This is a genomic window from Streptomyces sp. B5E4 (assembly GCF_039871555.1).
Classification (GTDB): domain Bacteria; phylum Actinomycetota; class Actinomycetes; order Streptomycetales; family Streptomycetaceae; genus Streptomyces.
Window position 1 is genome coordinate 339,017 of the sequence record NZ_JBDPMI010000001.1, and the last position, 16,321, is coordinate 355,337.

The window sequence follows — 16,321 nt, forward strand, 5'->3', positions numbered from 1 at the left end:
CCGCGCGACATACTCGCCCACGTGTTCCTGACCATCACCGCGACCGGCACCGACGCCGCGCCCGCCACCGACCTCGGCTTCCTCCTGCACAAGCACCCCGGCAAGGCGCAGGAGTTCGCCACCTCCCGCGGCACGGCCCACGTCTTCTATCCCGAGGCGACCCCCGCCCGCTGCACCGCCGCGCTGCTCCTCGAAGTGGACCCCGTCGGCCTCGTGCGCGCCGCGAAGGGCAAGGGCAAGGGCGGCAAGGGCAAGAGCCCCGACTCCGCCCTCGCGCAGTACGTCAACGACCGGCCCTACGCCGCGTCCTCCCTCCTCGCCGTCGCGCTCAGCCGCGTCTTCCGGACCGCCATGACCGGCGCCAGCCGCACCCACCCCGAGCGCGCCGCCCGGCCCCTTCCGCTGCGCATCGAAGTCCCCGCCGTCCCCGCCCGCGGCGGCCCCGAGCTCGTCGCCCGCCTCTTCGCGCCGATGGGCTGGCAGGTCACCGCCGACGTCGTGCCGCTGGACCCCGAGTTCCCCGCGTGGGGCGACTCGCGGTACGTGTCCCTCGTCCTCGACGGCGAGGTGCGGCTCGCCGACGCGCTGCGCCACCTGTACGTGCTGCTGCCGGTGCTCGACGACGCCAAGCACTACGGCGTCGCCCCCGACGAGGTCGACAAGCTGCTGCGCGCCGGCGAGGGCTGGCTGGAGGACCACCCCGAGCAGCGGCTCATCACCGGCCGCTATCTCTCCCGCCGCTGGTCGCTGGCCCGCGAGGCGCTGGAGCGGCTGGAGCTGGCCCGCCTCGCCGAGTCCGACGACGCCGAGCCGGAGGAGCTGGACAACGCCGTCGACGAGGCGACCGACACCGAGGAGAAGCCGGTGCCGCTCGCGGTGCAGCGCCGCGCCGCCATCGCCGAGGCGCTGCGCGCCGCCGGCGCGGCCCGGGTGCTCGACCTCGGCTGCGGGCAGGGCCAGTTGGTCAAGGAGCTGCTGAACGACCCGCAGTTCACCGAGATCGTCGGCGTCGACGTGTCCGCACGCGCCCTCGCGGCCGCCGCCCGCCGGCTGCGGCTGGAGCGCATGGGCGAGCGGCAGGCCGCGCGCGTGTCGCTGCTGCAGAGCGCGCTCACGTACACGGACCGCCGGCTCGCGGGCTACGACGCCGCCGTGCTCAGCGAGGTCGTCGAGCACGTCGACCCGCCGCGGCTGCCCGCCCTGGAGTACGCCGTCTTCGGCTCCGCACGGCCCGCGACCGTGGTCGTGACGACGCCCAACTCGGAGTACAACGTGCGCTGGGAGTCCCTGCCCGCCGGCCATGTCCGGCACGCGGACCACCGCTTCGAGTGGACCCGGGCGGAGTTCCGCGCCTGGGCCGGACCGGTCGCGGCGCGGTTCGGCTACGCGGTGGGGTACGAGGGCGTGGGCCCGGACGACCCGGAGGTCGGCCCCCCGACCCAGCTCGCGGTCTTCACCAGGACCGACACCCGCACCGCCACAGGCACGGGCACCGCCACAGGCGCAAGCACAAGTACTAGCACCGACACGAGCAACCGCACCGACACCCCGAAGGAGGCGTCATGAGCGACACCACCCCGGCACCCGGCACCGCCCCCCGCCGCCTCGGCGTCCCCGACCTCTCCCTCGTCGTCCTCATCGGCACCACCGGCTCCGGCAAGTCCACGTTCGCCCGCCGGCACTTCAAGCCCACCGAGGTCCTCTCCTCCGACTTCTGCCGCGGCCTCGTCGCCGACGACGAGAACGACCAGTCCGCCTCCGGCGACGCCTTCGACGTCCTGCACTACGTCGCCGGCAAGCGTCTCGCCGCCGGCCGGCTCACCGTCGTCGACGCCACCAGCGTCCAGCCCGAGGCCCGCCGCCAGCTCGTCCGGCTCGCCCGTGAGCACGACGTGCTGCCCGTCGCGATCGTCCTCGACGTCCCCGAGAGCGTCTGCCGCGAGCGCAACGCCGCCCGTCCGGACCGCGCCGCCATGGGCGCCCACGTCATCCCGCGGCAGCGCCGCGAGCTGCGCCGCGGCCTGCGCGGGTTGCAGCGCGAGGGCTTCCGCACCGTGCACCACCTGCGTGGCACGGACGACGTGGACGCCGCCCAGGTCGTGCGGGAGCGCCGCTACAACGATCTGGCCCACCTCACCGGCCCGTTCGACCTCATCGGCGACGTCCACGGCTGCGCGAGCGAGCTGGAGACGCTGCTGACGAGCCTCGGGTACGAGGACGGGGTGCACCCCGCGGGCCGTACGGCGGTCTTCGTCGGTGACCTCGTCGACCGTGGCCCGGACAGCCCCGGTGTGCTGCGCCGCGTCATGGGCATGGTAGCCGCGGGCAGCGCGCTGTGCGTGCCCGGCAACCACGAGAACAAGCTGGGCCGTCTGCTGCACGGCCGGAACGTCAAGGTGACGCACGGCCTCGCCGAGACCGTCGAGCAGCTGGAGCGCGCGGAGGCGGCGGAGCCCGGGTTCCGCGAGCGGGTGCGGACGTTCGTCGACGGGCTCGTCAGCCACTACGTCCTCGACGGCGGCCGGCTCGTCGTCAGCCACGCCGGCCTGCCGGAGAAGTACCACGGCCGCACCTCGGGCCGGGTGCGCTCCTTCGCGCTGTACGGGGACACCACGGGCGAGACCGACGAGTACGGGCTGCCGGTGCGCTACCCGTGGGCCGAGGAGTACCGCGGCCGCGCCGCCGTCGTCTACGGCCACACCCCGACGCCGGAGGCGTCGTGGCTCAACAACACCCTCTGCCTCGACACCGGTTGCGTCTTCGGCGGCAGGCTGACCGCGCTGCGCTGGCCGGAGCGCGAGCTCGTCGGCGTCCCGGCCGAGCGCGTCTGGTATGAGCCGGTCAAGCCGCTGGCCGCCGGAGCCGGCACCGCACAGGGGGCTGCGGGCGGCGACCGCCCGCTGGACCTCGCCGACGTGCACGGCCGCCGCGTCGTGGAGACCGGACAGCACGGCCGCGTCGCCGTACGGGAGGAGAACGCGGCGGCGGCGCTCGAAGTCATGAGCCGCTTCGCGGTCGATCCGCGGCTGCTGCTCTACCTGCCGCCGACGATGGCGCCCACCGCCACCTCCGCCGAGGAGGGGCACCTGGAGCACCCGGCGGAGGCGTTCGCGGCGTACCGCGCGGACGGCGTGGCGCGGGTGGTGTGCGAGGAGAAGCACATGGGCTCGCGCGCCGTGGCGCTGGTGTGCCGGGACGGGGGCGTCGCGGAGAAGCGCTTCGGCCTGCCGCCGGGCGCCGGCGTGACCGGCGCGCTGCACACGCGCACGGGCCGCCCGTTCTTCTCCGACGCGGAGACCACCGAGCAGGTGCTCGCCCGCGTCCGCGACGCGGTGACGGCGGCCGGGCTGTGGGAGGAGCTGGGGACGGACTGGCTGCTGCTCGACGCCGAGCTGCTGCCGTGGTCGCTGAAGGCGGGCGGGCTGCTGCGGCAGCAGTACGCCGCGGTGGGCGCGGCGTCGCGGGCGGTGTTCCCGGGTGCGCTGGCGGCGCTGGAGGCGGCGCGGACGCGCCTGGCGGCCACCGCGCCGCCGGCCCCGGCGGCACTCCCGGCCGCGGACACGGGCCCCGCCACCGCCGCGGACCCCGGCCCCGACCCCGACCCCGCCACCGCCCTCTCGGCCCTCCTCGACCGCCAGCGCGAGCGGGCCGTCGACGCCGAGGCGTTCTCGGCCGCGTACCGGCGCTACTGCTGGCCGGTCGACGGCCTCGACGGCGTGCGGCTGGCCCCGTTCCAGCTCCTCGCCGCCGAGGGCCGGAACCTGGCCACCGAGCCGCACGACGCCCAGCTCGCCCTGCTCGACCGGCTGGTGGAGCACGACGACAGCGGCCTGCTGCAGCGCACCGGGCGGCTGTACGTCGACACCGGCGACGACGCCTCGGTGGCCGCGGGCGTGCGCTGGTGGCAGGAGCTGACGGCGGCCGGCGGCGAGGGCGTGGTCGTCAAGCCGCTGCAGGCGCTCGTACGGAGCGGGGAGGGCCGGCTCGTTCAGCCGGGCGTCAAGTGCCGCGGCCGGGAGTACCTGCGCATCATCTACGGCCCGGAGTACGCCCGGCAGGAGAACCTGACCCGGCTGCGCAGCCGCTACCTGGGCCACAAGCGCTCCCTGGCGCTGCGCGAGTACGCGCTCGGCCTTGAGGCGCTCGACCGGCTGGCGGCGGGGGAGCCGCTGTGGCGGGTGCACGAGGCGGTGTTCGCGGTGCTGGCGCTGGAGTCGGAGCCGGTGGACCCGCGGCTGTGAGCCGGGGCGGCCCCGCGTCCCCGGGCATCGGACCGCGCGGGGCCGTGCGTCCGGCGCCTCAGGCGGCGGACCTGGCGTCCGCCGTACGGCGTCGCCGGGCCGGCTCGGTGAGCGACGGCGGGGTCCAGGCCCCGTCCGGGGGGTAGACGTCGGTGCCGGGCGGGACGATCTCGTCGATCCGGTCGAGCACGGCGTCGTCCAGCGCCACGGAGGCACCGGCCAGCGTGTGCTGGAGCTGCTCCATGGTGCGCGGGCCGATGATCACCGACGTCACGGCGGGGTGGGCGAGCGGGAAGGCGACCGCGAGCTCCGGCAGCGAGCAGCCCACCTCCGCGGCCACGTCGACGAGCTTCTCGACGACCTCCAGCTTCGCCGCGGTCAGCGGCGAGGACGGGTCGAAGCGGTTCGGGTTCAGGGTGGGACGGCCGGTGCTCAGATCGAGGGCCTGCCCCTTGCGGTAACGCCCGGTCAGGAAGCCGGAGGCCAGCGGGCTCCAGGTCAGCGCCCCCATCCCCAGGCGCTGCACCACCGGCAGCAGGTGCCGCTCCACGCCCCGGGCGAGCAGGGAGTAGGGCGGCTGCTCGGTGCGGAACCGCATGAGCCCCCGGCGCTCGGCGACGTGGTGGGCCTCGACGACCTCGTCGGCGGGGAACGTCGAGCAGCCGAACGCCCTGATCTTGCCCTGCCGGACGAGGTCGGTCAGGGCGGAGAGCGTCTCCTCGACGTCGGTGGTGTGGTCCCGGCGGTGGACCTGGTACAGGTCGATCCAGTCCGTCCGCAGCCGCCGCAGGCTCTCCTCCACCTCGCGGACGATCCAGCGCCGCGAACCGCCGCCCCTGTTGGGGCCGTCCCCCATCGGGAAGTAGACCTTGGTCGCGAGCACCACGTCGTCGCGCCGGCCCTTCAGCGCCTTGCCGACGATCGTCTCCGACTCCCCGGCCGAGTACATGTCGGCCGTGTCGACGAAGTTGATGCCCGCGTCCAGTGCGGCATGCGTGATGCGCACGCAGTCGTCGTGATCGCCGTTTCCGACGGAGCCGAACATCATCGTGCCCAGGCAGTACGGGCTGACCTCCATGCCGGTTCCGCCCAGAACGCGGTGGCGCATGCGGCTCTCCTCGCCTCGTCGGTGCTCGTCCTCACAACGGTGCGGACCCTACGAGCTGGAGTGCGCTCGAACGCAACAGCAATCCGCAACCGCGGGCGCCACCCGGGCGCGACCGCCGGTGCCGGTGCTGCGCGGTGACGCCGTCGACGAACCTCTGCCCCCCGTCACCTGATCCCGAATCGCTGCCCCGCGTCGCCCCGCGTGGCAGTCTGATCTCATGCCAGCGCCCTCATTCCGCGTCGACTCCGAGGCAGGCCGCCTGCGCCGCGTGATATTGCACCGGCCGGACATGGAGCTGAAGCGGCTCACGCCCCGCAACAAGGACGCCCTCCTCTTCGACGACGTGCTCTGGGTCCGCCGGGCCCGCGAGGAGCACGACGGCTTCGCCGACGTGCTGCGCGACCGCGGCGTGCAGGTGCACCTCTTCGGCGACCTGCTCGCCGAGACCCTCGGCCTCCCCGAGGCGCGGGCGCTGATCCTCGACCGGGTCTTCGACGAGAAGGAGTACGGTCCGCTCGCCACCGAGAAGCTCCGCTCCACCTTCGAGTCCATGGACTCCGCGGCGCTCGTGGAGGCGCTGGTCGGCGGGATGACGAAGCGGGAGTATCTGGCGGGGTTCGCCGAGCCCGCGTCGGTGCGCTTCCACGTGATGGACCCGGACGACTTCCTCCTCGGCCCGCTGCCGAACCACCTGTTCACCCGGGACACCTCCTGCTGGGTCTACGACGGGGTGTCGATCAACGCGATGCGCTGGCCGGCGCGCCAGCGCGAGACGGTCCACTTCGAGGCGATCTACAAGCACCACCCGCTGTTCGCGGGACCGCAGTCGGGCGCGTTCCACGTCTGGTCCGGGGGGCAGGAGGACTACCCGTCGACCATCGAGGGCGGCGACGTCCTGGTCATCGGCAACGGCGCCGTGCTCATCGGGATGAGCGAGCGCACTACGCCGCAGGCCGTGGAGCTGCTGGCGCGCGGGCTGTTCGCGGCGGGTTCCGCGCGGACGATCGTCGCGCTGGACATGCCGAAGGCGCGGGCGTTCATGCACCTCGACACGGTGATGACGATGATCGACGGCGACACGTTCACGCAGTACGCGGGTCTGGGCATGCTGCGCTCGTACACCATCGAGCCCGGCTCGGGCAGCGACGACCTGAAGGTCACCGACCATCCGCCGGAGCACATGCACAACGCCATCGCCGCCGCGCTGGGCCTGGACGGGATCCGGGTGCTGACGGCGACGCAGGACGTGCACGCCGCGGAGCGGGAGCAGTGGGACGACGGCTGCAACGTGCTGGCGGTGGAGCCGGGTGTGGTGGTGGCGTACGAGCGGAACTCGACGACGAACACGTTCCTGCGCAAGCAGGGCATCGAGGTGATCGAGATCCGCGGCAGCGAGCTGGGCCGGGGCCGGGGCGGGCCGCGGTGCATGAGCTGCCCCGTCGAGCGCGGCCCGGTCTAGGCCCGGGGCGGCGGCCACGGGGCGGTCTGTATAGTGATGCGTTCGTACGCATAGAATCTCAGGAGCGCGGAACCATGGCGATAGACCTCACCGGCCGGAGCTTCGTCAAGGAGCTGGACTGCACCGCCGAGGAACTGCGCCATCTCCTCGCGCTGGCCGCCGAGCTGAAGGCGGCGAAGCGGGCGGGCACCGAGGGCCGCCGGCTGGCCGGGAAGAACGTCGCGCTGGTCTTCGAGAAGACCTCGACGCGCACCCGTGCCGCGTTCGAGGTCGCGGCGGCCGACCAGGGCGCGTCGACCACGTACATGGACCCGGCCGGCTCGCAGCTCGGGCACAAGGAGTCGGTGAAGGACACCGCGCGCGTGCTGGGGCGGATGTACGACGCCATCCAGTACCGCGGCGCCGCCCAGACGGCCGTCGAGGAACTGGCCGCGTACGCGGGCGTGCCCGTCTACAACGGCCTGACCGACGAGTGGCACCCCACGCAGATGCTCGCCGACGTGCTCACGATGACCGAGCACCGCCCCGGGCCGGTCGGGGAGATCGCGTACGCCTACCTCGGCGACGCCCGCTTCAACATGGGCAACTCCTACCTCGTCACCGCCGCCCTGCTCGGCATGGACGTGCGCATCGTCGCGCCCGAGGCGTACTGGCCCGCCGACGGCGTCGTCACCGAGGCCCGCCGGCTCGCCGCCGTCTCCGGTGCGCGGATCACGCTCACCGCCGATGTCGCCGAGGGCGTGGCCGGCGCCGACTTCGTCGCCACCGACGTGTGGGTCTCGATGGGGGAGCCCCAGGAGGTGTGGGACGAGCGGATCGCGGCGCTGCGCCCGTACGCGGTGACGGCGGACGTGCTGCGCGCCACCGGCAACCCGGACGTGAAGTTCCTGCACTGCCTGCCCTCCTTCCACGACCTCGGCACGGCCGTCGGCCGGGAGATCCACGCGCGCCACGGGCTCACGTCGCTGGAGGTCACCGACGAGGTCTTCGAGTCGGCGCACTCCGTCGTCTTCGACGAGGCGGAGAACCGGATGCACACCATCAAGGCGCTCATGGTCGCCACCCTCGGCTGACGCCCCGCCGTCCTTCCGCCCGCTCCCGGGGCCGTTGCGCGGGACCCGTGTGCCGGCCGCCTTATCGCGCGGTCGTGACGACAGTCACGTACGGGTGATAACTTCGGCTTACCGCCACCGCCCGCCACCGTCTGCAGACAGGGGCCGCGCACGATGAGCCCGTTCACCGGATCCGCCGGCCGCACCGAGCAGTGGGAGCACCTGCGGGTCACCGAAGACGACGGCGTCGTCACCGTCACGCTCGACCGCCCCGAGAAGCTCAACGCGCTGACCTTCGAGGCCTACGCCGACCTCCGCGACCTGATCGCCGAGCTGGCCCGCACCGGCGGCACCCGCGCGCTCGTCCTCGCTGGCGCCGGCCGGGGCTTCTGCTCCGGCGGCGACGTCGACGAGATCATCGGCGCCACCCTGGCCATGGACACCGGCCGGCTGCTGGACTTCAACCGCATGACAGGACAGGTCGTACGCGCCCTGCGCGACGCCCCGTTCCCGGTGGTCGCGGCCGTGCACGGGGTCGCCGCCGGCGCCGGCGCCGTCCTCGCGCTCGCCGCCGACTTCCGCGTCGCCGACCACTCCGCGCGCTTCGCGTTCCTCTTCACCCGCGTCGGCCTCTCCGGCGGCGACATGGGCGCCGCCTACCTGCTGCCCCGCGTCGTCGGCCTCGGCCACGCCACCCGGCTGCTGATGCTCGGCGACGCCGTCCGCGCCCCCGAGGCCGAACGCATCGGCCTCCTCAGCGAACTCGCCGACGAAGGCCGCGCCGACGAGGCCGCCGCGGCGCTGGCCCGCCGGCTCGCCGACGGGCCCGCGCTCGCGTACGCGCAGACCAAGGCGCTGCTCACCGCCGAGCTGGACATGCCGCTGGCCGCCGCCGTCGAGATGGACGCCGCCACCCAGGCGCTGCTGATGAACAGCGCCGACTACGCCGAGTTCCACGCCGCGTTCACCGCCAAGCGGTCCCCGGCGTGGCAGGGGCGCTGAGCGCCGTGCGGACCGCGGTCATCGGCGGCGGGCCCGGCGGGCTGTACGCCGCGGCGCTCCTCAAGCGGCTCGACCCCGCCCGCGCGGTCACCGTCTACGAGCGCAACGCCCCGGACAGCACGTACGGCTTCGGCGTCGTGCTCTCCGACGAGACCCTCGGCGGCATCGAGCACGCCGACCCCGTCGTCTACGCGGCGCTGCAGCGGGAGTTCGTGCGCTGGGACGACATCGACATCGTCCACCGCGGCACCGTGCAGCGCTCCGGCGGGCACGGCTTCGCCGCGCTCGGCCGCCGCCGGCTGCTCGCGGTACTCCAGCAGCGCTGCCGCGACCTCGGCGTCGACCTGCGCTTTCGTACCGAGGCGCCGCCCGCCGCCGAACTCGCCCGCACCCACGACCTCGTCGTCGGCGCCGACGGCGTGAACAGCGCCACCCGCGAGGCGCACGCCGGCGTCTTCCGCCCCCGGACAGCCGAACACCGCTGCCGCTACGTGTGGCTGTCCGCCCCGTTCGCCTTCGACGCCTTCCGCTTCGAGATCGTCGAGACCGACGCGGGCGTCATGCAGTTGCACGGCTACCCGTACGCCGTGTCGGCCGCGTCGTCCGCGTCCTCGGGAGGGGCCTCCACCGTCATCGTCGAGATGCGCGAGGAGGTCTGGCGGCGCGCCGGGCTCGACGTGTGCGGCGAGGAGGAGACGGCCAAGCGGTGCGCCGCGTACTTCGCCGACGCGCTCGGCGGCCGGCCGCTGACGGGCAACCGCTCGCAGTGGACGGCGTTCCGCACCGTGGTCAACGACCGCTGGTGGCACGAGCCGTCGAGCGGAGGCGGTGCCGTCGTCCTCCTCGGCGACGCCGCCCACACCGCCCACTTCTCCGTCGGCTCCGGCACCAAACTCGCCGTCGAGGACGCCCTCGCGCTCGCCGCGTGCATCGAGGAGCAGCCGGACGTGCCCTCGGCGCTCGCGGCGTACGAGACCGAACGCAAGCCCGTCGTCGCCTCCACCCAGCGTGCCGCGCACGCCAGCCGCGAGTGGTTCGAGGACCTGGCCCGCCATCTCGGCCGCCCGCCCCGGCAGTTCGCGTTCGACCTGCTGACCCGTAGCCGCCGCATCACCCACGACAACCTGCGGCTGCGCGACCCCGGCTTCGTCGCCTCCGTCGAGCGCGAGGCGGGGGTGCCGCAGGGCACGCCGCCGATGTTCACGCCGTACACCCTCGGCGGTCTGACGCTGCGCAACCGCGTGGTGTGCTCGCCGATGGACATGTACGTCGCCGAGGACGGCCTGCCCGGCGACTTCCACCTCGTCCACCTCGGCGCCCGCGCGCTGGGCGGCGCCGGACTGGTGATGACCGAGATGGTCTGCGTCAGCCCCCGGGGCCGCATCACCCCCGGCTGCACCGGCCTGTGGTCGGACGAGCAGGAGGCCGGCTGGCGCCGCGTCACCGACTTCGTACGCGCCCACGCGCCCGGCACCGCGCTCGGCGTCCAGCTCGGCCACGCCGGCCGCAAGGGCTCCACGAAGCTGATGTGGGAGGGCATCGACGAGCCGCTGGCCGACGGCAACTGGCCCGTCGTAGCCCCCTCCCCGCTGCCGTACCGTGCGGGCCTGAACCAGACGCCGCGCGCGCTGGACCGCGCCGGCATGGACGAGATCCGCGAGGAGTTCGCCGCCGCCGCGCGGCGCGCCGCCCGCGCCGGGTTCGACCTGCTGGAGCTGCACTGCGCCCACGGGTACCTGCTCTCCGGCTTCCTGTCCCCGCTGACGAACAAGCGCACCGACGCCTACGGCGGCGACCTCGGCGCCCGGCTGCGCTACCCGCTGGAGGTCTTCGACGCGGTACGCGCCGTGTGGCCGGCCGACCGCCCCCTGACCGTGCGGATCTCCGCCACGGACTGGGCCGAGGGCGGCACCACCGCGGCCGACGCGGTCACGGTCGCCCGCGCGTTCGCCGCCCACGGCGCGGCGGCGATCGACGTCTCCACCGGACAGGTCGTGGCCGACGAGCAGCCGGCGTTCGGCCGCTCGTACCAGACGCCGTACGCCGACCGCATCCGCGCGGAGACGGGGATCCCGGTGATCGCGGTCGGGGCGATCTCCTCGTGGGACGACGTGAACTCCCTGATCCTGGCCGGCCGCGCCGACCTGTGCGCCCTGGCCCGCCCGCACCTGTACGACCCGAACTGGACGCTGCACGCCGCCGCGGAACAGGGCTACTCGGGGCCGGGCGCTCCGTGGCCGGCGCCGTACCGCGCGGGCAGCCGCAGGCCGCCGACGGGGCGCACCGACGGGCCGAAGCCGAGGCTGACGCTGGACGGCCGCTGACCGGGGCCGGCGCCGGCTGACCGCGGCGGGCGGGACGGCCCTGCCGCGGGTGTCAGACCTGGCGGACGCCGGCGGCGATCCTGTCGCCGGTGCGCAGGTCGATGCTGCGCCAGTACGCGACGGCGCGCTGCAGCACGGCCTGGCTGACGCCGTTGTGCAGGTGCCGGACGACGTTGCCGACCAGGCGGTCGCGTCCGGCGTCGTCCAGGACGTCGCGCACGAGCGTGCCGGGCTGGGTGAAGTCGTCGTCGTCCGCGTGCAGGGTGTAGGCGGCGCGGATCATCTCCGCGGTGTCCACCGTCCAGCGCGGCGGATGGTTGAAGCGCTCCTCGTCGGCGGCCGGGCCGCCGTAGGAGTTGGGGGCGTAGGGGCGGGCGACGTTGGCCGGGTGGTAGCGCATGGCGCCGTCCTTGGCGTACGAACGGACCTCGGTCTCCGACTGGTTGGGCGGCAGTTGCGCGTAGTTGGTGCCGATGCGGTAGCGGTGGGTGTCGGCGTAGGAGAACAGCCGGGCCTGGAGCATCTTGTCCGGCGACGGGCCGATGCCGGGCACCAGGTTGTTGGGTTCGAAGGCGGCCTGCTCGATGTGGACGAAGTAGTCCTCGGGGTTGGTGTCGAGCGTCATCCGGCCGACCTCGATCAGCGGGTAGTCGCCGTGCGGGACGGTCTTGGTCACGTCGAAGATGTTGAAGCGGTAGTCCGGCGCGTCGTCGTACGGGATCGCCTGCACGTACAGCGTCCACGACGGCGCCTCGCCGCGGGCGATCGCCCCGGCCAGGTCGCGGCGGTGGAAGTCGGCGTCCTCGCCGGCCAGCGCGGCGGCGTCGGCGTCGGCGAGGTACGCGACGCCCTGGTCGGTCTTGAAGTGGTACTTGATCCAGGTGCGCTCGCCTGCGGCGTTGGTCCACAGATAGGTGTGGGAGCCGTAGCCGTTCATGTGCCGGTAGCTCTTGGGGATGCCGCGGTCGCCCATCAGGTACGTCACCTGGTGCGCCGACTCCGGCGAGAGCGTCCAGTAGTCCCACTGCATGTCGTTGTCGCGCAGGCCCGAGTCCATGGTGCGCTTCTGCGAGCGGATGAAGTCCTGGAACTTGCTGGGGTCGCGCATGAAGAAGACAGGCGTGTTGTTGCCCACCATGTCGTACACGCCGTCGCGGGTGTAGAACTTCAGCGCGAAGCCCCGCGGGTCCCGCCAGGTGTCCGGGCTGCCCTGCTCACCGGCGACGGTCGAGAAGCGGGCCAGCATCCGGGTGCGGTGGCCGGGCTGGAAGACGTCGGCCCTGGTCAGCTCGCTGACGTCGCCGGTGACCTGGAAGGTGCCGTACGCCCCCGAGCCCTTGGCGTGCACCACCCGCTCGGGGACGCGCTCGCGGTTGAACTGGGCCATCTTCTCGATCAGATAGCCGTCCTGCAGGAGGATCGGGCCGTCGGCGCCGACGCTGAGCGAGTACTGGTCGCTTTCGACGGGGGTTCCGCTGTTGTCGGTACTGCTCGGGTCGCTCATCGTGCTGCTCCGGGTGGGGGGTTCGCAAGCCGTCACTTCTGGAGGAATGCCAGCAGGTCCTTGGTGAACTTCTCCTTGTCGCCCGGCACGAGCGCGATGCCGTGGCTGCCGCCTTCGTAGACCTTGAGTTCGGCGTCCCGGACGATCTCGGCGGTCTTGCGGCCGGTGGCGTCGATCGGCACGACCTGGTCGTCGTCGCCGTGGACGACGAGGGTCGGCACGTCGAATTTCCGGAGGTCCTCGTGGAAGTCGGTGGCCGCGAAGGCGTCGACGCAGGCGACGCCGCCCTCGATGGTCTCGGCCATGGCCATGTGCCAGAAGGCGTCCTTGTTTCCCTGGGTCGCCTTGGTGCCCTCGCGGTTCGCGGAGAAGAAGCCGACCGCGGTGTCCTGCCAGAACTGCGAGCGCTCGTGGAGAATCCCGGCCTTGATGTCGTCGAAGACCTTCTGCGGCACGCCCTCGGGATTGTCCGGGCCCTGCAGCATCAGCGGCGGGATCGCCGAGAGAAGCACCGCGGAACGCACCCGCCCGGTGCCGTGCCTGCCGATGTAGCGGGCCAGCTCGCCGCCGCCCATGGAATGTGCCACCAGGGTGACGTCCCGCAGGTCCAGTCCGGTGAGCAGGTCGTTCAGGTCGTCGGCGAAGGTGTCGAAGTCGTAGCCGTCGAAGACCGGCGTGGACCGCCCGTGCCCCCGGCGGTCGTGGGCGATGCCGCGGAAGCCGGCGTCGGCCACGGCCTTGAGCTGGTCCTGCCAGGCGTCGCCGTTCAGCGGCCAGCCGTGGATGAACACCACGGGGCGGCCCCGGCCCCAGTCCTGGTAGAAGATGTCGACACCGTCGCGCGTCGTGCAAACCGGCATGTCGGAAATCCCTTCCCGCGGGAGCAGCCGGGGGCGGACCGCCGCCCGGCGATTCGGAGGGGCATGACGTGAGGAATGCGCAGCCGCGAAGAAGCGCGGCACTGCCCCCTTCATCTTCGCGACCACACCGGACCCCCGCAATTCGGGCACGGCGGGGTACGGGCGGTTCAGCGGCTCATCGGGCCGGCCGGCCGGTCACGGTGTGTGCAGGGCGGCGCCGACGAAATGCGCCGCGGCGGTCCGCAGCCGGTCGTCCAGGGCCGCGAAGACCTCCGCCGCCCGGGCTCCCGGCCAGTCCGGGGGCAGGACCTCGGGGGGCAGTCCGGGGTCGGCGTAGGGGAGGTGGCGCCAGGCATCGAGGGCCAGCAGGTAGTCGCGGTACGCGTCCGGGCCCGCCGGCTGCTCCGCCGCCGGGCGGGCCGACCACCTCGCCAGCACCGGCTCGTGGGCGTCCAGGAACGCCTCGTGCAGCTTGGCCGTCGCCGGGAGGTCCCACCACCGCGCCACCGCCTCCGGCGTCGGCGTGAAGCCCTCGTGGGTGCCGCGGAAGAGGTCGACGTAGGGGGCGAGTTCGAGGCGGCGCAGGGTGTGGCGGGTCTCCTCCGCGACGTGCGACGGGGCGATCCACACGCCCGGGGCCGCCTGGCCGAAGCCCAGCCGGGCCAGCCGGGAGCGCAGCAGGTGACGCTTGCGGCGTTCCGACTCCGGTACGGAGAAGACCGCCAGCAGCCAGTCGCCGGGGCCCGCCGGGGCCTCGCGGCGGTAGATGCGGCGGTCGCCGTCGTCGAGGAGGGTGCGGGCGGAGGGCGACAGGGCGTACGCGGCCCCGCCTTCGTGCCGTACGGGCACCAGCAGCCCGCGCCGCTTGAGCCGGGAGACCGCGGAGCGCACCGCGGGCGCGTCCACGCCCACCGCGCCCAGCAGCCGGATCAGCGCCGCCACGGGCACGCGCCCGGCGTCCGCGCCGTCGCCGCGGCCGAACGCGCCGTAGAAGCTGACGATCAGAGACCGCGGGGTTCGTTCGGCTGCCACTCGATCACTCTAGCGATTCTGGGCCGCCCATCCGGCCTGCTCCTCCCGCAGCCGGTAGCGCTGCAGCTTCCCCGTCGGCGTCCGCGGCAGCGCGTCCGTGAACAGGATCTCCTTCGGGCACTTGTACGGCGTGATCTCGCCCTTCGTGAACTCCCGCAGCGCCGCCTCCGTCTCCGGCCCCCGCACCACGCCCTCGCGCAGCACCGCGTACGCCACGACCACCGTGCCCCGCTCCGCGTCCGGCCGCCCCACGACCGCCGCCTCGCGCACGTCGGGGTGGCGCAGCAGCGCGTCCTCGACCTCGGGTCCTGCGATGTTGTACCCGGCCGAGATGATCATGTCGTCCGCACGCGCCACATACCGGAAGTACCCGTCGGGCTCGCGCACATACGTATCGCCGGTGAGGTTCCAGCCGCCCCGCACGTACTCCCGCTGCCGCTCGTCGGCCAGATACCGGCACCCCGTCGGCCCGCGCACCGCCAGCAGCCCCGGCTCCCCGTCCGGCACCTCGGCCCCGTCGGCGTCCACGATCCGCGCCTCGTACCCGGGCACCGGCACGCCCGTCGTCCCCGGCCGGGCGTCGTCGTCGGCGGCGGAGATGAAGATGTGCAGCATCTCGGTGGCGCCGATGCCGTTGATGATCCGCAGCCCGGTGCGCTCGCGCCACTGCCGCCAGGTGGCCGCCGGCAGGTTCTCGCCCGCGGACACGCAGCGGCGCAGCGAGCCGATGTCGTGCGTGCCGAGCTTGTCGAGCATCGCCCGGTACGCGGTCGGGGCGGTGAACAGCACCGAGACCCGGTGCTCCGCGACCGCCGGCAGCAGCCGGTCGGGCCCGGCCTGCTCCAGCAGCAGCGCCGAGGCGCCGGCGCGCATCGGGAAGACCACGAGGCCGCCGAGGCCGAAGGTGAAACCCAGCGGCGGGCTGCCCGCGAACACGTCGTCGGGGAGGGGCCTCAGCACGTGCGCGGAGAAGGTGTCGGCGATAGCCAGCACGTCGCGGTGGAAGTGGACGCAGCCCTTGGGCCGGCCGGTCGTGCCGGAGGTGAAGGCGATGAGCGCGACGTCGTCGCCGGAGGTTTCCACGGGCGCGTACGTGTCGGGTTTGGCATCGGCCAGGCCCAGAAGGTCACCGGGCTCCCCGCCGCCGTACGGGACCACCGTCAGGTCCGCGACCTCGGCCCGGGCCAGGTCGTCGAGCGACCGGGCGTCGCACAGCGCGTGCCGTATCCGCGCGATCTCGCAGATGCCGCGCAACTCGTGCGCGCGCTGCGCGGCCAGCACGGTGACGGCGACCGCGCCCGCCTTCATGACGGCCAGCCAGCAGGCCACCAGCCAGGGCGTGGTGGGCCCGCGCAGCAGCACCCGGTTGCCGGGCAGCACGCCGAGGTCGTCGGTCAGCACGTGCGCGATCCGGTCGGTGCGGCGCTGCAGTTCGCCGTACGTCCAGGTCTCGCCGGCGGCGGTGTGCAGGGCGGGGCGGCCGGCGCCGAACCGCTCGACCGTGGCGTCGAGCAGCTCCGCGCCGCAGTTGAGCCGGTCGGGGTAGCGCAGGCCGGGGAGCGGGAAGACCAGGTCCGGCCACTGCCCGGGCGGCGGGAGGTGGTCGCGGGCGAAGGTGTCGGCATGGGCGGAAGGCTTGAGCTTCATGGCGGTACGCCCCCTAGGTCTGCCCTGCGGTACCCCAAGGAGCGTAGCGTTGGTGTGACGACAGTCAACTCTCCGCGATAACCGACCGGCCG

General features: G+C 73.7%; 11 protein-coding genes. 6 read left to right on the forward strand and 5 right to left on the reverse strand.

Annotated elements, in window-relative coordinates; genetic code table 11:
* Nucleotides 1–21: 21 nt before the first annotated feature.
* Complete coding sequence (locus tag ABGA99_RS01370; protein ID WP_347581981.1) at nucleotides 22–1,566, forward strand: 3' terminal RNA ribose 2'-O-methyltransferase Hen1; 1,545 nt, start codon at nucleotides 22–24, stop codon at nucleotides 1,564–1,566.
* Nucleotides 1,563–4,241 (forward strand): polynucleotide kinase-phosphatase, encoded by a 2,679-nt coding sequence (locus tag ABGA99_RS01375; protein WP_347581982.1) that lies wholly within the window; start codon nucleotides 1,563–1,565, stop codon nucleotides 4,239–4,241. Before ABGA99_RS01370 ends, ABGA99_RS01375 begins: the two co-directional genes overlap by 4 nt.
* Nucleotides 4,242–4,299: 58 nt before the next feature.
* On the opposite strand, the gene ABGA99_RS01380 is transcribed toward ABGA99_RS01375, so the two are convergent.
* On the reverse strand, nucleotides 4,300–5,349 hold the full coding sequence (locus ABGA99_RS01380; protein WP_347576094.1) for an aldo/keto reductase: 1,050 nt from the start codon (nucleotides 5,347–5,349) through the stop codon (nucleotides 4,300–4,302).
* 217 nt (nucleotides 5,350–5,566) lie between these two features.
* Between ABGA99_RS01380 and ABGA99_RS01385 the strand changes: the two genes are divergently transcribed.
* The 4 genes from ABGA99_RS01385 (at nucleotide 5,567) to ABGA99_RS01400 (ending at nucleotide 11,186) form a co-directional block, all read left to right on the forward strand.
* Nucleotides 5,567–6,808 carry an arginine deiminase gene (locus ABGA99_RS01385; RefSeq protein ID WP_347576093.1) on the forward strand — a complete coding sequence of 414 codons (1,242 nt, stop codon included), beginning with the start codon at nucleotides 5,567–5,569 and terminating at the stop codon, nucleotides 6,806–6,808.
* A gap of 74 nt (nucleotides 6,809–6,882) precedes the next feature.
* Nucleotides 6,883–7,881, forward strand: a complete 999-nt coding sequence (gene argF / locus ABGA99_RS01390; RefSeq protein WP_347581983.1) for an ornithine carbamoyltransferase — start codon at nucleotides 6,883–6,885, stop codon at nucleotides 7,879–7,881.
* A gap of 153 nt (nucleotides 7,882–8,034) precedes the next feature.
* Nucleotides 8,035–8,862, forward strand: coding sequence for an enoyl-CoA hydratase family protein (locus ABGA99_RS01395; protein ID WP_347576091.1), 828 nt, complete (start codon nucleotides 8,035–8,037; stop codon nucleotides 8,860–8,862).
* Nucleotides 8,863–8,867: 5 nt separating this feature from the next.
* On the forward strand, nucleotides 8,868–11,186 hold the full coding sequence (locus ABGA99_RS01400; protein WP_347582078.1) for a bifunctional salicylyl-CoA 5-hydroxylase/oxidoreductase: 2,319 nt from the start codon (nucleotides 8,868–8,870) through the stop codon (nucleotides 11,184–11,186).
* Nucleotides 11,187–11,238: 52 nt separating this feature from the next.
* On the opposite strand, the gene ABGA99_RS01405 is transcribed toward ABGA99_RS01400, so the two are convergent.
* The 4 genes from ABGA99_RS01405 to ABGA99_RS01420 all read right to left on the reverse strand — a co-directional run bounded on the left by ABGA99_RS01405 (nucleotide 11,239) and on the right by ABGA99_RS01420 (nucleotide 16,229).
* Nucleotides 11,239–12,690 carry a catalase gene (locus tag ABGA99_RS01405; RefSeq protein ID WP_347576090.1) on the reverse strand — a complete coding sequence of 484 codons (1,452 nt, stop codon included), beginning with the start codon at nucleotides 12,688–12,690 and terminating at the stop codon, nucleotides 11,239–11,241.
* 32 nt (nucleotides 12,691–12,722) lie between these two features.
* Complete coding sequence (locus tag ABGA99_RS01410; RefSeq protein ID WP_347576089.1) at nucleotides 12,723–13,550, reverse strand: alpha/beta hydrolase; 828 nt, start codon at nucleotides 13,548–13,550, stop codon at nucleotides 12,723–12,725.
* Nucleotides 13,551–13,745: 195 nt separating this feature from the next.
* The gene (locus ABGA99_RS01415; protein WP_347581984.1) at nucleotides 13,746–14,582 is read right to left on the reverse strand and encodes a PaaX family transcriptional regulator C-terminal domain-containing protein; all 837 of its coding nucleotides are present in this window, start codon (nucleotides 14,580–14,582) and stop codon (nucleotides 13,746–13,748) included.
* Between the two features lie 9 nt (nucleotides 14,583–14,591).
* Nucleotides 14,592–16,229 (reverse strand): AMP-binding protein, encoded by a 1,638-nt coding sequence (locus ABGA99_RS01420; RefSeq protein WP_347576087.1) that lies wholly within the window; start codon nucleotides 16,227–16,229, stop codon nucleotides 14,592–14,594.
* Nucleotides 16,230–16,321 lie beyond the last annotated feature (92 nt).

Coding starts and splice junctions, on each gene's coding strand:
- ABGA99_RS01410 (WP_347576089.1), bottom strand. CDS start 13,550: ATGCCGGTTTGCACGACGCGCGACGGTGTCGACATCTTCTACCAGGAC.
- argF (WP_347581983.1), top strand. CDS start 6,883: ATGGCGATAGACCTCACCGGCCGGAGCTTCGTCAAGGAGCTGGACTGC.
- ABGA99_RS01405 (WP_347576090.1), bottom strand. CDS start 12,690: ATGAGCGACCCGAGCAGTACCGACAACAGCGGAACCCCCGTCGAAAGC.
- ABGA99_RS01420 (WP_347576087.1), bottom strand. CDS start 16,229: ATGAAGCTCAAGCCTTCCGCCCATGCCGACACCTTCGCCCGCGACCAC.
- ABGA99_RS01385 (WP_347576093.1), top strand. CDS start 5,567: ATGCCAGCGCCCTCATTCCGCGTCGACTCCGAGGCAGGCCGCCTGCGC.
- ABGA99_RS01395 (WP_347576091.1), top strand. CDS start 8,035: ATGAGCCCGTTCACCGGATCCGCCGGCCGCACCGAGCAGTGGGAGCAC.
- ABGA99_RS01375 (WP_347581982.1), top strand. CDS start 1,563: ATGAGCGACACCACCCCGGCACCCGGCACCGCCCCCCGCCGCCTCGGC.
- ABGA99_RS01380 (WP_347576094.1), bottom strand. CDS start 5,349: ATGCGCCACCGCGTTCTGGGCGGAACCGGCATGGAGGTCAGCCCGTAC.